Below are 15,507 nucleotides of genomic sequence, written 5' to 3' on the forward strand. Positions count from 1 at the left end.
ATGTTCAGTTGCCAGATTCTCTGGTATGATCAATCAAGATTCCGAGAGATCATAATGAATAATTTTCATCCTTTTTCTTTACTATCCAGTTGGCGATAATAATTGTAATAAAACACAGTACCGACTGGTAGAAACCGATGGCCACTGTCTGCCCCACATCTGTGGCAGCTATGGTCATTCGGAAAACATAGGTATCAATAACGTCTGTCTTGTCAAACAATGTACCATTCTGTCCCACCAGCTGATAAAACAGATCCAGGTTTCCCCGGAAAATCTTGCCCAGGGCAAGTAATGTCAGGGTAATGACCGTTGGTGTAATGCTGGGAATGGTTATGTAACGGATTCGCTGGAAAATATTTGCTCCATCAATTGCCGCCGCCTCATGCAGGGAACCGTCCACGCCGAGAATTGAGGCCAGGTATACCACTACGCCATAGCCAACTCCCTTCCAGGCAGAAAATGCCACAATAATCAATGGCCACCAGCCTGCTTCCCCGTAAAAGTTTATCGGATCCACACCCATTGCCCTGAGTATGCCGTTTAGCGTCCCTGTCTCGTATGACAGAAGGCTGTAGGCAATGGAACCCACAATAACCCAGGAGATAAAGTAGGGAAGGAAAATTATTGACTGTGTTATTTTTTTCAGCCATTTTCCGGCCATTTCGCTTAAGATAATGGCAAAGGCTATTTCCAGAACCGTATTAATCAGAATGAATGCCAAATTGTAAAGCGCTGTATTTCTGGTAACGGTGAATGCTTTTCCTGATTCAAAGAAGAAGCGGAAATTATCTAACCCCACCCAGGGACTTCCGAAAATTCCATCTGCATAATTGAACCGTTTAAAAGCCATTACCAGTCCGCCGATTGGCAGGTAAGAAAAAATTATCACCAGCGCTGCAGAAGGCAATAACATGAAAAGCAGAGTTTTATACCGGATGAGCTTTTGCATAAAACTCTGCTTTTTTATCGTCGTCGCTTTCACTCCATACCTCCTATTTGTTTACTTTTGTCTTTTTTTGAATACCGGTATCTGTTTCATGTACTTATTGTATCAACAGTTCCTCTTAAAACAAATCCGAATGTATTCATATCAAACAGGAAAATATGAAGATAATTTATTTTTCTGCGCAATCTGCCGGAGCGTACATCAAAACCCTCTCACGGGATTCTCTGTTTACAGCGGATTGCCTCTGCGCTGTTATTTAGGGAAACGAACTGTAACGCAGGTTCCTTCCCCTTTTTGGCTTTCAAAGGAAAGCCCGTAAGCCTCTCCAAACATAAGCTGCAGCCGGGCATGAACATTTTTTACCCCATAACTGCTCCCGGAGCTTGCAATCGTACCATCCATCACATGGGAAAGCGTCTGTGCATCCATGCCTACGCCGTCATCCGACACCTGAACATAAACCGTGCCGTTTTCTTCGTAACCCCGGATACATATAACACCTTTTTTATCTTTCTTTTCCCATATTCCATGCTGTATGGCATTTTCAACCAGCGGCTGCAGTATGATTTTAGGCACGATACTGGCTAAAATACCTTCCTCCACCTCTTTCTTATAAGTGATTTTACCCGGAAAACGGATATCCTGAATCTTAATATAATAACCTACATGAGCAAGCTCCTCTGAAAGCGTCAGCGTATCCCTGCCCTTGTTTAAAATCAGCCGGTAATATTTTGACAATGAAATTACAGCCGTATGAATGTCCTCCGCGCGTCCTCCATACGCCAGCCAATTTACCATCTCCAGAGTATTGTACAGGAAATGAGGATTGATCTGGGATTGCAGGGCCTTCAGCTCGGCGCTCTTTAAATGAATGCCCATATGGTATTTTTCATCCATAAGCTGATTGGTATGAGCCATCATTTCATTATAGTTATCATACAGAACACCTATTTCATCCTTCGTATCATTCGGCAGATAAACTTTCGTATCTCCGGCTTTTACCTGATTGAAGCTGTCATTCAGCAGAGAAATACGTTTCACGATCCATGAAATAATCATGGTTCTTCCCGCGATGGTCAGAAGCCAGAACAGAATCATAAGTCCGGCCACAATGGTCTGAAGGCGCACAATTCCACTGAGCATGTCTGTCTTTGGTATGACCGTTATCATTTCCCAGTCTGTATTGCGTATTTTATTGCGTATACAATAAACATTTTCCTGATTCAGCTTCATTTGCGCCAGTTCGCTTTCATCTACATATCTGTTGTAACAAAAATCCGGAGGAAGACTGCCGGATAGCCCCAGGGCCTCCAGCTTTTGCCGATCCGATACCGCCACTACAATATTCTCCCGGTTCACAAGATAAGTAACCGCCTGCTCTGTGGGCGTGGCATTTTGCAGAATGTTTCCCAGTTCCTCTATTCCGATATCCATACGCAGCACACAGCTGCGCTCTCTGTAATTATTTTCCTTTGGGATATCGCGTACTAGGGCAACATATTTGTCCTGTTTTTCTTTTTCCAGGTAGATTCCCGGCGCAAAATATACCTTCTGCATTCCTTTTTTCTGATACCAGAGCGCCCCGTCCGCTTCTGACAGCGGAAAGATATAGTCACCGTCAAATAGCATCTGCAGTTTGTCGGAAATATAAATTTTAATCCTTATGCTTTGTGTGCTGCTTTCCACACTCTGCAGGTAGCTTCGGATTGATTCCTTCTGTGCAAGCTGTCTGTGAAGATCGGATAAAAGCTCACTGTCTTCTATCTGTTTCCGCAGGCTGTTGTTTGTCACCACCACGTCCGTTCGCTGTATCATCTCCAGGATTTTATATTCCAGATAGGATTTGGCCTGTTCATAGCCCTGTGTGGCGGAGAATTGTATTTTCTCCGTCATGCTCTGTGATACTTCCACATATATGATAATGCTGATTAAAAGAAGCGGAAGAAGGAAAAGGGCCGTATAAAACAACAGCAGCTTTTTTTTCAGGCTGAGGTTCTTAAAACGCTGCTTGCATGCATTGTATTTTTCTCTTATTTTCATAGATAGCTCCGCCCTTATTCCCGTTCCTGACTGTTTTCATTGCATTCCCGCAGGTAATCGGCCGGCGTCATCTGTTCATACTTTTTATATATTTTTATGAAATAGCTGCTGTCCGCAAAGCCTGCCTTTGCCGCCACATTCTTGATCTTCACAAAGGGATTCCTGCGCATATATTCTTTGGCCCATTTAAGCCTTGTACGGATGATGCACTGGTTGATCGTCTCGTTTTTTTCCTTTTTAAACAGCCAGCACATATACTGCTTTGTCAGGTCAAAATGGTCCGCCAGCTGTGTCAGCGACAGGTTGATATCCTGGAAATTATCCTGGATATAATGTTCTATTTTATCCGCCATATGCATGGAGGACTGCCAGGAAACAGGCACCAGATCCTCCTCCGGTATTTCCTCCAGCACGCCGCAAAAATGGGCGCGGTACTCTTCTTCCATCGCCTGCCTGCGTTTTTCCTCCTCCAGCTGGAGAATGGATTTTTTCAGCGCATCGACGACCTCTGACGGCTCAATGGGTTTTTCAATATAGTTGACCGCGGAAAGCTGGATGGCTGACTTCAGGTATTCCTTATCACAATAACCGCTGATGAAAATGAAACGGCATTGTCTTAATGTTTTCCTGATTTCAAATGCCATGGTAATCCCATCCATTCTCGGCATGCGCACATCGGCCAGGATGATATCCGGCTTCAGTTCCAGCGCCATACGAAGTCCTTCCTCTCCGTCCTCTGCCATGAATATCTGTGAAATCCCCAGACTCTCCCAGGGTATGCTCATGCGCAGCCCTTCTCTTGTCAGTTCCTCGTCATCCACCATTAAAACCTTCATGTGAATCCCCCTCCTCGTTTTCTCTCTGTCCCGGATATGTATCTGTCCTGCACTGATTGCACAATCTTTTCCGCTTGTATTTTCTTATATTATACATTTTAGCAAATGTGCTTTTTTATAAGTATAGCATTTTCTTATGATTTCGCAGTAAAATTTTCAGATCTGGAATAATATGCCGGATGATTTATGGTAAAAGTGATAGGGAGTGAATGCCGGAGCGTATTTGAAAATGCCAAAGCATATCCGCTGCATAAAATTAACGCCGTTTTGCATAGAAAAAGTGCCGCTGTCATAGCAATCACATCTTTGCTAATACAGCAGCACTCACTTCATTGCCACATTATCCAATCAAAACGGTTTTTCCTTCAAAAGCAAAGCCATACTTTCGGATATGCTCTGCAGGAATTCCCTTATCCAGCAGCAGCCTGGCATAATTTTTATCCTCTATCTGCACAAGGGCCGACTGAACGGTGTCCTCCAGGCTTTCTTCCTTTCTGGGATTTCGCACCTTAAACTCCAGGATTATGGCATCCTCTCCCGTCTTTTTTGGCTCCAGCATAATATCGTATCTTCCAAAGCCACTTTCCCGGTTGGAGGATACCGTATAACGATCAGCCAAATCCACCATAAGCCCAAGCACAAAGCCATGATAAAAACGTTCCGGCTGCGTGTGGCCGCCAGGCTTATTTCCCGTATCAAAATAACTGAAGGTGGAAAGCGCCACCCGGTTCATATATTCATTCATGGCATCCAAATCGTCCTGCAGCAATGCTTTTACGAATTCATTATAATCGGAACCTGAGCCTGCAAACCAGCTGCGTACCATATTGTAAAACATAAGCCTTACTTCCAGGTTCGTAAGGGCCAGCTCATACTCCTGCTGCCAGTCGTCCTTTTCAGGATTTGCCGCCTTGTAGCTCACCACTTTAAGATACCCGCTGGCAAGAAGCAGGCTCCAGATGGCATTCTCATCCTGGTTTAACTGGTTAAATACGATCTGCTCATCTATACTTGTCCGTATTGTTTTTCCCTGTAAAAGCTGTTCAAAAGAAAGCTTGATATCTCTGCTTCCTTCCCTGATCAGCTTTCCAACCAGGCTGTTGGCACTCGTATTTGCCCAATATGTCCCAACTTTACCGGACTTCAGGAAATTGATGATCGACCATGGATTGTATATATCCTTTTTGTTTCCAAAAGTGAAGCCATCGTACCATTCCTTCACTATATCCTTTTGCTCAGGCCACTGATACTCATTTAATGCATCATCAACTTCTTTTTGCGTAAAACCAAAATACTCAGCATAAAGCTCCGAGGTTGTTGTTATCACCACAAGATTATTCAAATCTGAAAAAATGGATTCCTTACTGACTCTGGTTATCCCCGTCATCAATGCTCTGTCAAGCCATGGATTCGTCTTGAACGCGGAATTAAAGAAATTTCGTTCAAAGGAAACCAGCTCTTCCCAATATCCATTGACAAAGGCTTCCTGCATCGGCGTATCATATTCATCCAAAAGAATAATAACCTTTTTTCCATAATAGCGGTACAGGAACTCCGACATTTTATGGACAGCCAGCGTTGCCACTACCTGAGGCATATCCATTTTCACACTGCGGAAAAATACCTTTTCTTCCCCGGTCAGAAGCTCTCCTTCCAGAAGAAATGAATTACGGCTGTAAAGATCGGTCAGCAGCTGGCAGATTCTCTGTACCGCTGATTCAAACCGGGTTTCTTTCACATTCGCAAAAGAGAGGCTGATAACGGGAAAGGTTCCCTGAAGGCTGCGGTATTTTTCGTCCTGCCACACAGACAGGCCTTCGAACAGTTCACTTCTGTCTGCATATTCCACAGAAAAAAACTGCTCTACCATGCTCATGGTCAGAGTCTTCCCGAAACGCCTTGGCCTGGCTATCAGAGTAACACTGTCTCCATTTTCCCACCATTCCCGGATAAATCCGGTTTTATCAATATAAAAGTAATCATTTTCACGTAATGTTGAAAAATTCTGATGTCCGATGCTTACCGTCCTTGCCATCCGCTTCCATCCTTTCCGCCTGCCGGGAATGCTGCCATGATATAACCTGCAGTCAAAACTTTGTATTTGCAGTTTACCCACACAGCTATGAGTATTCATAAAATGCACAAATCTAATACTCAGTATAGCGGATATTTTCTTAAATATCAAACCTTACTTGCGTACCACCGCCGCGCCATAGCCTTCCAGCGTAAGCGTTCCGGAAACCTCCGATCCGGTCAGCATATCCTGTCCGTATACCTCCTGTACGCAGGCCGGAGCGGTGCCATAATTCAGGTAGAACTCGTACGCACCCTCATCTCCGGTTCTCACATGGTATTCCACTCCCTCCGGAAGCTGCTTTACAGGGATGCCTGCCTGTGTCAGCATTTGTTCAAACAGCGGGCGCATCTGCCCAGGGCAGCATCTGGCGGCCACATAATAGGCGTTTCCCTTTCCGTACCGTTTCCGGGTAAGCGCTGCGCCGCCCTGGTAAAAATCATCGGTATACCGCCCCAGAACCTCGGCATCTGTTAACCGGAGTATCTCGGCGTAATCCCTAACCTCCCAGTCTTCCCAGCCGTTCCCGAAACGGATGTGGTTTCGGTCGGAGGGATACAGGGTGTCGATCTCTTCACTGATGATGCCGAACAGCTCCGATAAACCGTTTCCCGGAAAGCCGCCCATGAAGCAAAGCGTATTATCATCCACATATCCGGTAAAATAGGTTGCCAGCAGCTGGCCGCCTCTTTCAACAAACTGTTTCAGACAGGAAGCGGTCCCAGGCTGCAGCAGGTAAAGCATGGGAGCCACAATGACATCATAACTGGAAAAATCATCGTCCGATGGAACCACGTCCATTTCCACTCCCATTTTCAGGAATTCCTTCCAAATGGAAATACAGGTTTTTTCATAGCATTTTGTAGTTTCCGCCAGGGCCTTCACATCCTGGATCGCCCAGCGGTTATCCCAGTCAAAAAGCAGGGCCGCCCTGGCCCTCACACAGGTTCCGGCAGCAGGCGCTATTTTTTTCAGAAGCTCTCCCACCTGGGCTGTTTCCCGGAAAATCCGGGTGTCATCAGTGCCCAGATGATCCACGACGGCACCATGATACTGTTCAAAGGAACCTCTTCCCTTTCTCCATTGGAAATACTGCACGGTATCGGACCCGCAGGCCGCCGTCTGCAGGCAGAACAGCTTATGGACGCCGGGACGCTTCACCTTGTTGAAGGGATGCCAGTTCACCAGGCCGGGAGCGCTTTCCATGAGCATAAAGGGCTTTTCCTTTTTCATGGAACGCATGACGGTGTGATGGAAGGCGTTTTCCGTCATGGTTTCGAATAAAGTCTCTTCATCATTATGGAACCGGGGATAGCTGTCCCAGGAAATCATATCCAGCTCCCTGGCCATTTTACGGTAATCCAGACCATTATAGAGCATCATAAAATTGGTGGTCACCGGCACGGACGGGGTAATTTCCCGAAGCGCCCTGATTTCTTCCTTCAAAAAATCGGTCATATTCCAGGTAGTAAAGCGTTTCCATTCCAGATTCAGTCCCATAATGCTGCCTTCTCCGTTGGCAAAGGGCGGCTCAACCTGGGAAAAGCTGCTGTAGCGGTGGCTCCAGAAGGTGGTCCACCAGGCCTGGTTGAGCTTTTCTATATCATGGTCAAATTTCTCCGCAAGGTAGGACTGGAAACGGGCGGTGCACAACGGGCAGAAGCACTCGCCTCCCAGCTCGTTGGAGATGTGGTACATTAACAGGCCGGGATGGGAACCAAAGCGTTCCGCCAGCCTGCGGTCCATATCCGCCGTCTTTTTACGGTACTCCGGTGAGCTCATACAATGGTTATGCCGTACGCCGTGGTGATTGCGCATCCCCTGCCGGCTGACGCGCATGGCCTCAGGATACGCCTCGTCCAGCCAGGCTGGACGGGCGCCGGAGGGTGTGGCCAGAATGGTAAAGATGCCGTTTTCGTACAGATGATCCATGATTTTTTCCAGCCATTCGAAATGAAACTCCCCTTCTGCAGGTTCATAAACGGACCAGGAAAAAACGCCCAGCGTGACGCAGTTTACCCCTGCTTTTTTCATCATACGGACATCCTCTTTAAGGATATCCGGCCGATCCAGCCATTGCTCCGGATTATAATCGCCTCCATGAAGGAAGCCTCCCGCCTGTGGGAATAATATCTTTTTTTCCATTTTTCACCTCCTGTATACCGCCGGCAAGCCTGCGATACCACATTGATCGTTTGAAATGCACTGCCAAACGCTTATCCTCTCCTTGCCACAATTACATCCCCGGGTGCGATAATCATCCGTCCTGTAAGCTTCGTCTGATCCAAAAGCCCGGTCAGCGTATCCGTACCGAAATCTATATAGCCCTCTGTTTTTCCATGGTTGATGATAAACATCACCTCCGCTTTTTCGGAAACGCGCAGCGTCACCTCCACGTCCTCCGATGTCTGGCAGATGGGCTTCAGGCCGCAGCCGCCGCATACCATTTCCATAAAATCATCCAAAAATGCCTGCTCAGGCTGCGTGCCGATATAATAGGCTTTTCCTTTTCCATAAGAATTCTCAGTGACACAGGGGCATCCCGCATAAAAATCCTCCCCATATGCCGCCAGCACCTGCGCGCCGCCCTCGGTATGAATGATATCGCACAGGAAGCCGCAGTCATACTCCGCCTTCGCAAGTGCCAGCTTATCGGAAAGCTTCATGCGGTTTTTCTCATAGGGACGCAGGGCGTCGGTTTCTTCCACCCAGATTCCAAGCAGGTCCTTCAGCTTTCCCGGATAAGCGCCGAAAATACAACGGTCGTTTTCATCTGCCAGGCCGGACATTACGGTGGTTACCAGTGTGCCGCCGTCCCGCACGAAATCCTTAAGGTGCTCCGCCACTCCTTCCTTTGTCATATAGAGCATGGGCGCCACTATCAAATCATAACCGGACACCTCTGCGTCGTAAGGAAGAATATCCACCGGGATATTCTGACGGTACAGGGTTTCATAATACAGAGAAACTGTCTTCAGATAATCCATATCCTTGCTGGGGCCGCTTGCCAGCTCCAACGCCCACCAGTTATTCCAGTCAAACAGGATTCCCGCCTTCGCAGGCGTGCACCCCTCCAGGAAGCTGTCTCCCAGGCTCTGAAGCTCTTTCCCAAGCTGTGTGCATTCCCGGAACACCCGGGTATCCTCCCGGCCGGAGTGGCTGATAACGGCCCCATGGAATTTTTCCTGTCCGGCAATGGACTGGCGCATCTGGAAAAACAGGCAGGTATCCGCGCCATGAGCCATGGCCTGGTAGGACAGTCTGCGCACCTCGCCGGGGCGTTTGAGCAGGTTATAGGGCTGCCAGTTCTGCTGGTTCGGTGACTGCTCCGTCAGGATAAAGGAACGTCCGCCCTTCAGCCCCCGCATGATATCATGCTTCATTGCCACAAAATACGGCGGATCGTCAGGCCACGGGTAATTATCCCAGCCCACGATGTCCAGATTTTTGGTCAATGTAAACTGATCCAGTTTTTTGATATAGCCGGACATGTTGGTCTGAATGGGGATTTCGGGATTGTATTTTTTCAGCACCTGGTACTCATTCATAAAACACTCTGCGGTGGAGTCGGTGACAAAGCGCATATAATCCAGCTGGATAGCAGGATTGAAACGATAATCATCATTTAACTCCGTAGGCAGCGTCACTTCCTCAAAGCTGGTAAGAACCCTGCCCCAGAAGGAAGTATGCCATCTGCGGTTCAGCTCCTCCAGCGTGCCGTAACGCCTGCGCAGCCAGAGCCGGAATTTGGCCTGGCAGGTGGGGCAATAGCAGTAGGTTCCGTATTCATTGGACACATGCCACATGGCGAGCGCAGGATGATGCGCGTACCTTTTTGCCATCTCCTCTGCAATCGCCGCCGCGCGTTCCCGGTATTTCAGGCTATTGACACAGAAGAAAACACGCATGCCGTGGGTACGCTTCCTGCCCGCAATATCTACCGGCAGCACCTCCGGGTATCTGGTGGACAGCCAGGCCGGCTGCGCGGTTGTGGGCGTGGCCAGGCATACGTAAATGCCGTTCTCCCATATCTTATCGATAATCCTGTCCAGCCATTCAAAGCAATAAACGCCTTCGTCAGGCTCCAGCCTGGCCCAGGAAAAAACAGGGAGGGTCAGGAGGTTGATCCCCGCCTTTTTGAAAAGCCGCATATCCTCTTCAATCGTTTTATCATCCCACTGGTCGGGGTTGTAATCCCCTCCGTAATAAATTCTGTCTGCTTTTTTCATTGCTGCTCCTATCTGCGCCCTTTAGCGCATATGGCAGAAACCAGAGCATATGTGCGGATTGCTCCGGTTCCCGCTCTATTCGTTTCCTTATAGGCTGCAATTTCCCCCGGAAACATTCCCAGGATCCACAGCCGGATTCCCCGCTTTTCGGTCTCAGGCATCAGACGCCTGCTGTAAGTTACCACACCTTTTCCTGGCTCGCCAGGCATATTGTTCTGTATTCCCCATAAGCCTGCGCGGCGTCACCCTCCTGTGCAGGCCGTGTCCCACAGTAAAAATGATAAAGTATGCCGTTATAAAACAGCACGGAGGCTTTATGGGCGTGACCGCTGTCGATTGCGCCCGGCTTTCCATAGGTAAGGATAGGTTCCTTTACTTTTTCCCATGTAAACAGATCCCTGGAAAGCGCCAGTCCCTCCTGGGCATGGGTATGGCCGTCTTCGTACATCCTGCCATAGCCGAAATAGAAGTTTACCCAGACATCGCCGTCCTTTACAATGCAGGGGTCGGATACAAATCTTTCATCCCAGGAATCCGGGTTTACCCGGAGCACCGGATTTTCCCGGCAGCGGGTCCAATGCTCCAGATCCGGGGACCAGGCCATGCCCGTCTGTTCCGTCCATCGTTCCTTCTTATCCTTGGCATTATAAAACATGTACCAGAGTCCGTCATTTTGAATAATACAGGCCTTATAAAGTCCCCCTGCCTCCCATGCCTCCCCGTCTCTCCAGGAGAAAACCGGTTTGTCCGGGAAATGCCAGTCCAGCAGCTCCTCATCCTGTGTCCAGGCAAGGCCGATTTCCGCCGGACCGCTCTCGTAGCCGGTGCCGGGGTAGGAGTGGTAGACCATCCAGTATTTGCCGTCCACCTTCTTCAGCCGGGGAACCTCCCAGAGGCTGTCGCTTTCCTTAATCATCCAGGTAGCAGCCCCGCCGATGCGGTCCCAGCGGTCGCTTTCCATATGCCGCTTCAGAATCACGGCCTTATGCTTCCAGTGGAGCAAATCATCGCTCACCGCCAGCGCGGACTGGTAGCCCTTGCCGTCAAAGCCGGTATAAAGCATGTAAAAACAGTCCTGATGCCGGAATACAAACGGAATGTCAACCGCCATGCTGTCAAAAGCGCCCTCCGTACCGGAACCGTGAAGGACCGGTTTGGGATAACGGTATGGCGTCATATATTTTTGTATCCGTGTATCGCTTAACTCAATCATTTTTCTTCTCCTTTCCAGTCAGGCCTTCCTTCCAGGATTTCCACCCGGGACAGGATGCCCGCAGGCCTTACACACCAGGCCTCGCTCCATTCGCTTCCCCTGGTTCTGTAAGAATCCGGCCCGTACCATTTATATTCCTCATTGCAGTTATGCAGCGTGCCGAAGGTATTGAACCGGTTCCCAAAGGCGCAGATTTCCAATAGATGTCTGCCCGCGGAAAGCTTCCCTGCCCGCAGCGTATGAGGTGCAAGGGCTATCAGCCCCACGCTCCTGCCATCCACCCTTGCCTCAAGCACAGGCGCTGCAAAATGCGGCACCCGCAGGATTGTTTCCTGCTCCCGCTCCAAGGTAAAGTGCATGGCATAGGTGATATTTCCTCCGTAGAACGCAAGCCCCTGCCTGGTGATATCCCCGAAGTAAAGCTTCTTTTCTTTTTCTGTCACCACAGCCCTCGTTCCCTGCAGCCTGACGCCGAAATCCCCAAGAAGATACATGTTTTCCAGGTTGGTTTTCCTGCCAAACGGAATACTAAGAAGCAGTTCATTTTTTCCTTTCACAAGTCCGGGAACAGGCACAGTATGGATAAAGGAATCCACATACCAGCCATCCGTTTTTGCATCACATAACGTTCCGTTCCACCGGATTACCGCTTTCTCCGGCCTCTCCATAGCCAGCTTCAATTCTCCGGTATCCATTTCCGACCAGATTTCCACCCGAAGGCTCACCTGGTTCTTCTCAGGCGCTTCCCGGATTCTCCAGGGCTGGGTATAGGCATCCTGTCGGTGCGGATAGCCCAGTATGGAACGGATGCTGTTATCCAGGCGCAGGATATCCTCCTCCGGCTGCCAGGCGCCCTCGTCCAGCCTCCAGGCGGCGCGGTCCAGCAGCAGCACATTCGGTTCCGCCGGCATCACGGTTTCCGGCTCCCTGATGACTGCCGTTATTGTTTCCTGTTTTCCCGATGCGGCCCCATTTCCTGCCACCAGTCCGTAAAAGGGCCGCAGGCTGCCTGTCTTTACCGGGAAGCTGTCCCCGGAGGATACCATAGTGCCATCCTGCCTTCCCGCCGGATCCGCGATGCTGTTTTCCTGCTTTTTTTCCGGCTCTGCCGCACCGTCACCCTGCTTCTCCGTCAGCCTCCACAAAAAGCTGTCCTGGGAAAAAAGCGTCACCTGCAGCTGCGTCCAGCCGTCCAGGTATTCAGCCTCCAGCGCCTGCACGCTGCCGTCCATCGCATGATAACAGGTTACCTGCACACTGCCCCGTATTCTCACCTGAAGCACCTCCGGCTGGTCAAGCCTGTTGTTCTTCCTGCCCACATGGCAGACAAACAGCCACCTGCAGCCGTTGTCTTCCCTGAGCTGATAGAAAAGGTTATCGGTACGGTCCCCGTTTTCTTTCCGGATGTCCAGCTCCCGCTCCTCCTCCAGTGCCTCCATCAGCTCATACTGCTGAAACGGCAGCACCACGGAACGTTCCGCCAGCTTTGCGGCCCGATCGCTTACAACTGCATCCACAAGCGCAGGGACCTTTCCCAGAAAAATGACACGGCCGCCCGCATCAGCCAGCGCTTCCAGCCGTTCCAGCGTTGTGCTGCGGATGGTTCTCATTCCCGGTACCAGCACTGTGCCGTAAGCCATCTCTCCCGCCAAAAGCGCCGCCCCTTCTTTGTCTGTTTCTACGGTAAAGCGTCCTTCAGGACACTGTTCGGGAAGCAGCGCTTCCGAAAGGAAATCGAAATCCACCAGACCGAAAAGCATCCACTCGATCAGACTGCGGAAATTGTCATCCAACTGCTCCCGCATCAGCTTTGTCTGGGCCTGCGGCCCATAGCTCATCCAATAGGACTCTATCGGGTGCACCACCGCCGTCCTTACCCGCGCTTTTCCCCTGGTCAGCGCAGTGTTTACCCGGGCAAAATAATTTTCTATGTAAGGATATTTTTCCCACCAGGGTGACTGGTAATTGATGGATGCGGGCCAGTCGCGCTTGGCCTCTCCCTCCATAGACATGAACGCCAGATGGTGGCAGCGGATAGTCACTCCCAGCGCCGCCTGCCAGTCCCCCTGCAGCTTATGTCCCTTAAAATCAAAATCCCAGTGGGTCACACCGTACAGCTCGCTCAGCACGCCTTCCCTGCCGTTCTGCCGCGCCACGCTGACAGCCTGCTTCACCGTGGAATATTCCGGATCGGAGCAAAGGATATCCACTCCGGGCAGCTGCTGACGGCGGTAACAGCGCATGGCCTCCCCCAGCCGCAGGGTTTGGGAATACAGCGTAGGCTCCGACATATAATGCCCCGTCATAGCGATATGATGGGCATTGCACCAGTCCGCAATCGTATCGCAGTAAGCCGACACAAAGCGCTCCGACAGATGATCATGATAATGATAACGATGAACCGAAACCCTTCCCTCAGGCAGCTCCCATAGCAGCTCCGGCAGCACCTCCAAAAGATCAGCACCATAGGCTTTTTCAAAGGTTTCCGGAAGATCGTCTGTAAAGGAAAGCGTGACATCCGCTTCACTTTCTCCATCCGGCAGCACCATGCTGCCTTTTATCTGCGGTTCATCCGTAAAAATAGCAGGAATGGATTTCCCAAATTCCTCTCCCAGTACCTCATAGTAACGTTCGTGAGTAATCTCCAGGAAGCGTTCCACAGCCTTCCTGTTCATAACATCAATATAGGTCTGGTCATTGAACCAGGGACTTTCCCGCATCAGCTCCACATATGCAAACCACAGCTTTCCTTCCCTTTGCTCTGCGGCCTTGCTGTCAAAATCCGGCTGCGGCCCGGATACCCTGTGATAAGAATGAAGATATCCTTTTTCCGTCTTAACCCGATATGCACACAGATAATAACCAGCCGGCTTTCCCCCGGCCGCAATACAGGAAAGGAATTCTTCCCTGTCAGCGCACATTCCCTGTTTTTTCTCCCTTGTCAGAAGGAGATGCCTGGCTCTGTAATTCCAATTCTCAGTGACCATGCCGCCCGCTGCGCCGGAGGGGTATCTGTCCTCATCGTACAGCCAGCAGAGCATCCCCTTCTCCCGGGCCTGTTCATCCGCGTATTTTACCAGCTCCATGAATTCATCACTCAGGTACGGTGTTTCCAGACCGGTGCGAGGATGCAGGTGTGCACCGCCAAAGCCCATCCTCCGGAAAATCTCCAACTGATCCGCAATCAGTTCTTTTGTCACAAGACAGTTCCAGGACCAGAAGGGGGTTCCCCTGTATTCACTGGTGGGATTTTCGAACAGCTCCCGACTTAACTTAGTTTCCGCATTTTTTTTGTACAGCATGCTTTATCCTCCTCTTATCCGGCCTGTCATTCCGGTCACTCTATCTCTTTCCCGTGGGGAAAATATGCAGGATTTCCCTTGCCTGTGCAGGGGACGCCACCTCCAGATCCATCGCCCGGATCAAAGCGGCAAGCTTTTCCACTTCTTCATAATTCCAGGCGGCGGTACGGCCGGGCGCAAGATAATGACTGTCCTCAAATCCAATCCGCACCACCGATGCGCCCATGGCAATAGCCGCTGCCAGGAAATCCCAGTTATCTCTTCCATAGTGGGTAACGCCCCATCTGGCTTCTGCCGGCACCGCCGCCAGGAAGGCGGTGAGGCATTCCATATTCGCCTGCATTCCACCCCTGTGTCCAAATACCAGATTATATAAAACAGGCTCCCTGTAAGGTACCTGCGCCTGTGTCATACGGATGTTATAAATCATCCCGATATCAAATACCTCGATTTCCGGAATGATTTTCCGCTCATATACCGCCTTTGCGCAGTATCTGATGTCCTCAAATGTATTTATATAAACCGCTTCTCCCAGATTCGTGGTTCCGCCGTTTAATGAAGCGCTTTCTACCCTCCAGTAATCCAGAGGATTGCACCTTTGTTCAATGCTCATATCGGATACCCCTCCGGTAGAAGCCTGAATGATCAGATCCGTCTTTTCAGCAATCCTTTCAAAGGTATCCGTAAGCTCCGAAATATCCGGTGTCAAAGACCCATCCGGCCGTCTGCAGTGCAGATGGCACATAGCTGCTCCGGCCTGTTCGCACCGCACGACATCCTCCACCAGCTTTTCCTTATCTATCGCCTTCTCCGCTTCCACCGGTGCCAGCGAAATAATCACTTTTCTCATATCCTTTTTACTCCAAT

9 protein-coding genes are annotated in these 15,507 nt (G+C 49.9%); all 9 read right to left on the reverse strand.

What is annotated here, in order from left to right:
- Positions 1–49: 49 nt before the first annotated feature.
- Positions 50–982, reverse strand: a complete 933-nt coding sequence (locus tag DXC51_RS16210) for an ABC transporter permease (protein ID WP_117544915.1) — start codon at positions 980–982, stop codon at positions 50–52.
- 216 nt (positions 983–1,198) lie between these two features.
- Positions 1,199–2,986, reverse strand: coding sequence for a cache domain-containing sensor histidine kinase (locus DXC51_RS16215; protein ID WP_117544916.1), 1,788 nt, complete (start codon positions 2,984–2,986; stop codon positions 1,199–1,201).
- 14 nt (positions 2,987–3,000) lie between these two features.
- A complete protein-coding gene (locus DXC51_RS16220; RefSeq protein WP_117544917.1) occupies positions 3,001–3,822 on the reverse strand; it encodes a response regulator transcription factor in 822 nt (273 codons plus the stop codon).
- Between the two features lie 340 nt (positions 3,823–4,162).
- Positions 4,163–5,857 (reverse strand): AAA family ATPase, encoded by a 1,695-nt coding sequence (locus DXC51_RS16225; RefSeq protein ID WP_117544918.1) that lies wholly within the window; start codon positions 5,855–5,857, stop codon positions 4,163–4,165.
- Positions 5,858–6,010: 153 nt separating this feature from the next.
- Entirely contained in the window at positions 6,011–8,041 is a 2,031-nt protein-coding gene (locus DXC51_RS16230; RefSeq protein WP_117544919.1) for a beta-galactosidase, read from the reverse strand.
- Positions 8,042–8,112: 71 nt separating this feature from the next.
- Complete coding sequence (locus tag DXC51_RS16235; protein WP_117544920.1) at positions 8,113–10,125, reverse strand: beta-galactosidase; 2,013 nt, start codon at positions 10,123–10,125, stop codon at positions 8,113–8,115.
- A gap of 178 nt (positions 10,126–10,303) precedes the next feature.
- A complete protein-coding gene (locus DXC51_RS16240) occupies positions 10,304–11,338 on the reverse strand; it encodes a glycoside hydrolase family protein (protein ID WP_117544921.1) in 1,035 nt (344 codons plus the stop codon).
- Positions 11,335–14,640 (reverse strand): glycosyl hydrolase family 2 protein, encoded by a 3,306-nt coding sequence (locus DXC51_RS16245; RefSeq protein WP_117544922.1) that lies wholly within the window; start codon positions 14,638–14,640, stop codon positions 11,335–11,337. Before DXC51_RS16245 ends, DXC51_RS16240 begins: the two co-directional genes overlap by 4 nt.
- A gap of 40 nt (positions 14,641–14,680) precedes the next feature.
- Complete coding sequence (locus DXC51_RS16250) at positions 14,681–15,490, reverse strand: beta-keto acid cleavage family enzyme (protein ID WP_117544923.1); 810 nt, start codon at positions 15,488–15,490, stop codon at positions 14,681–14,683.
- Between the last annotated feature and the right edge of the window lie 17 nt (positions 15,491–15,507).

The sequence above is a fragment of the Eisenbergiella massiliensis genome (genome assembly GCF_003435485.1).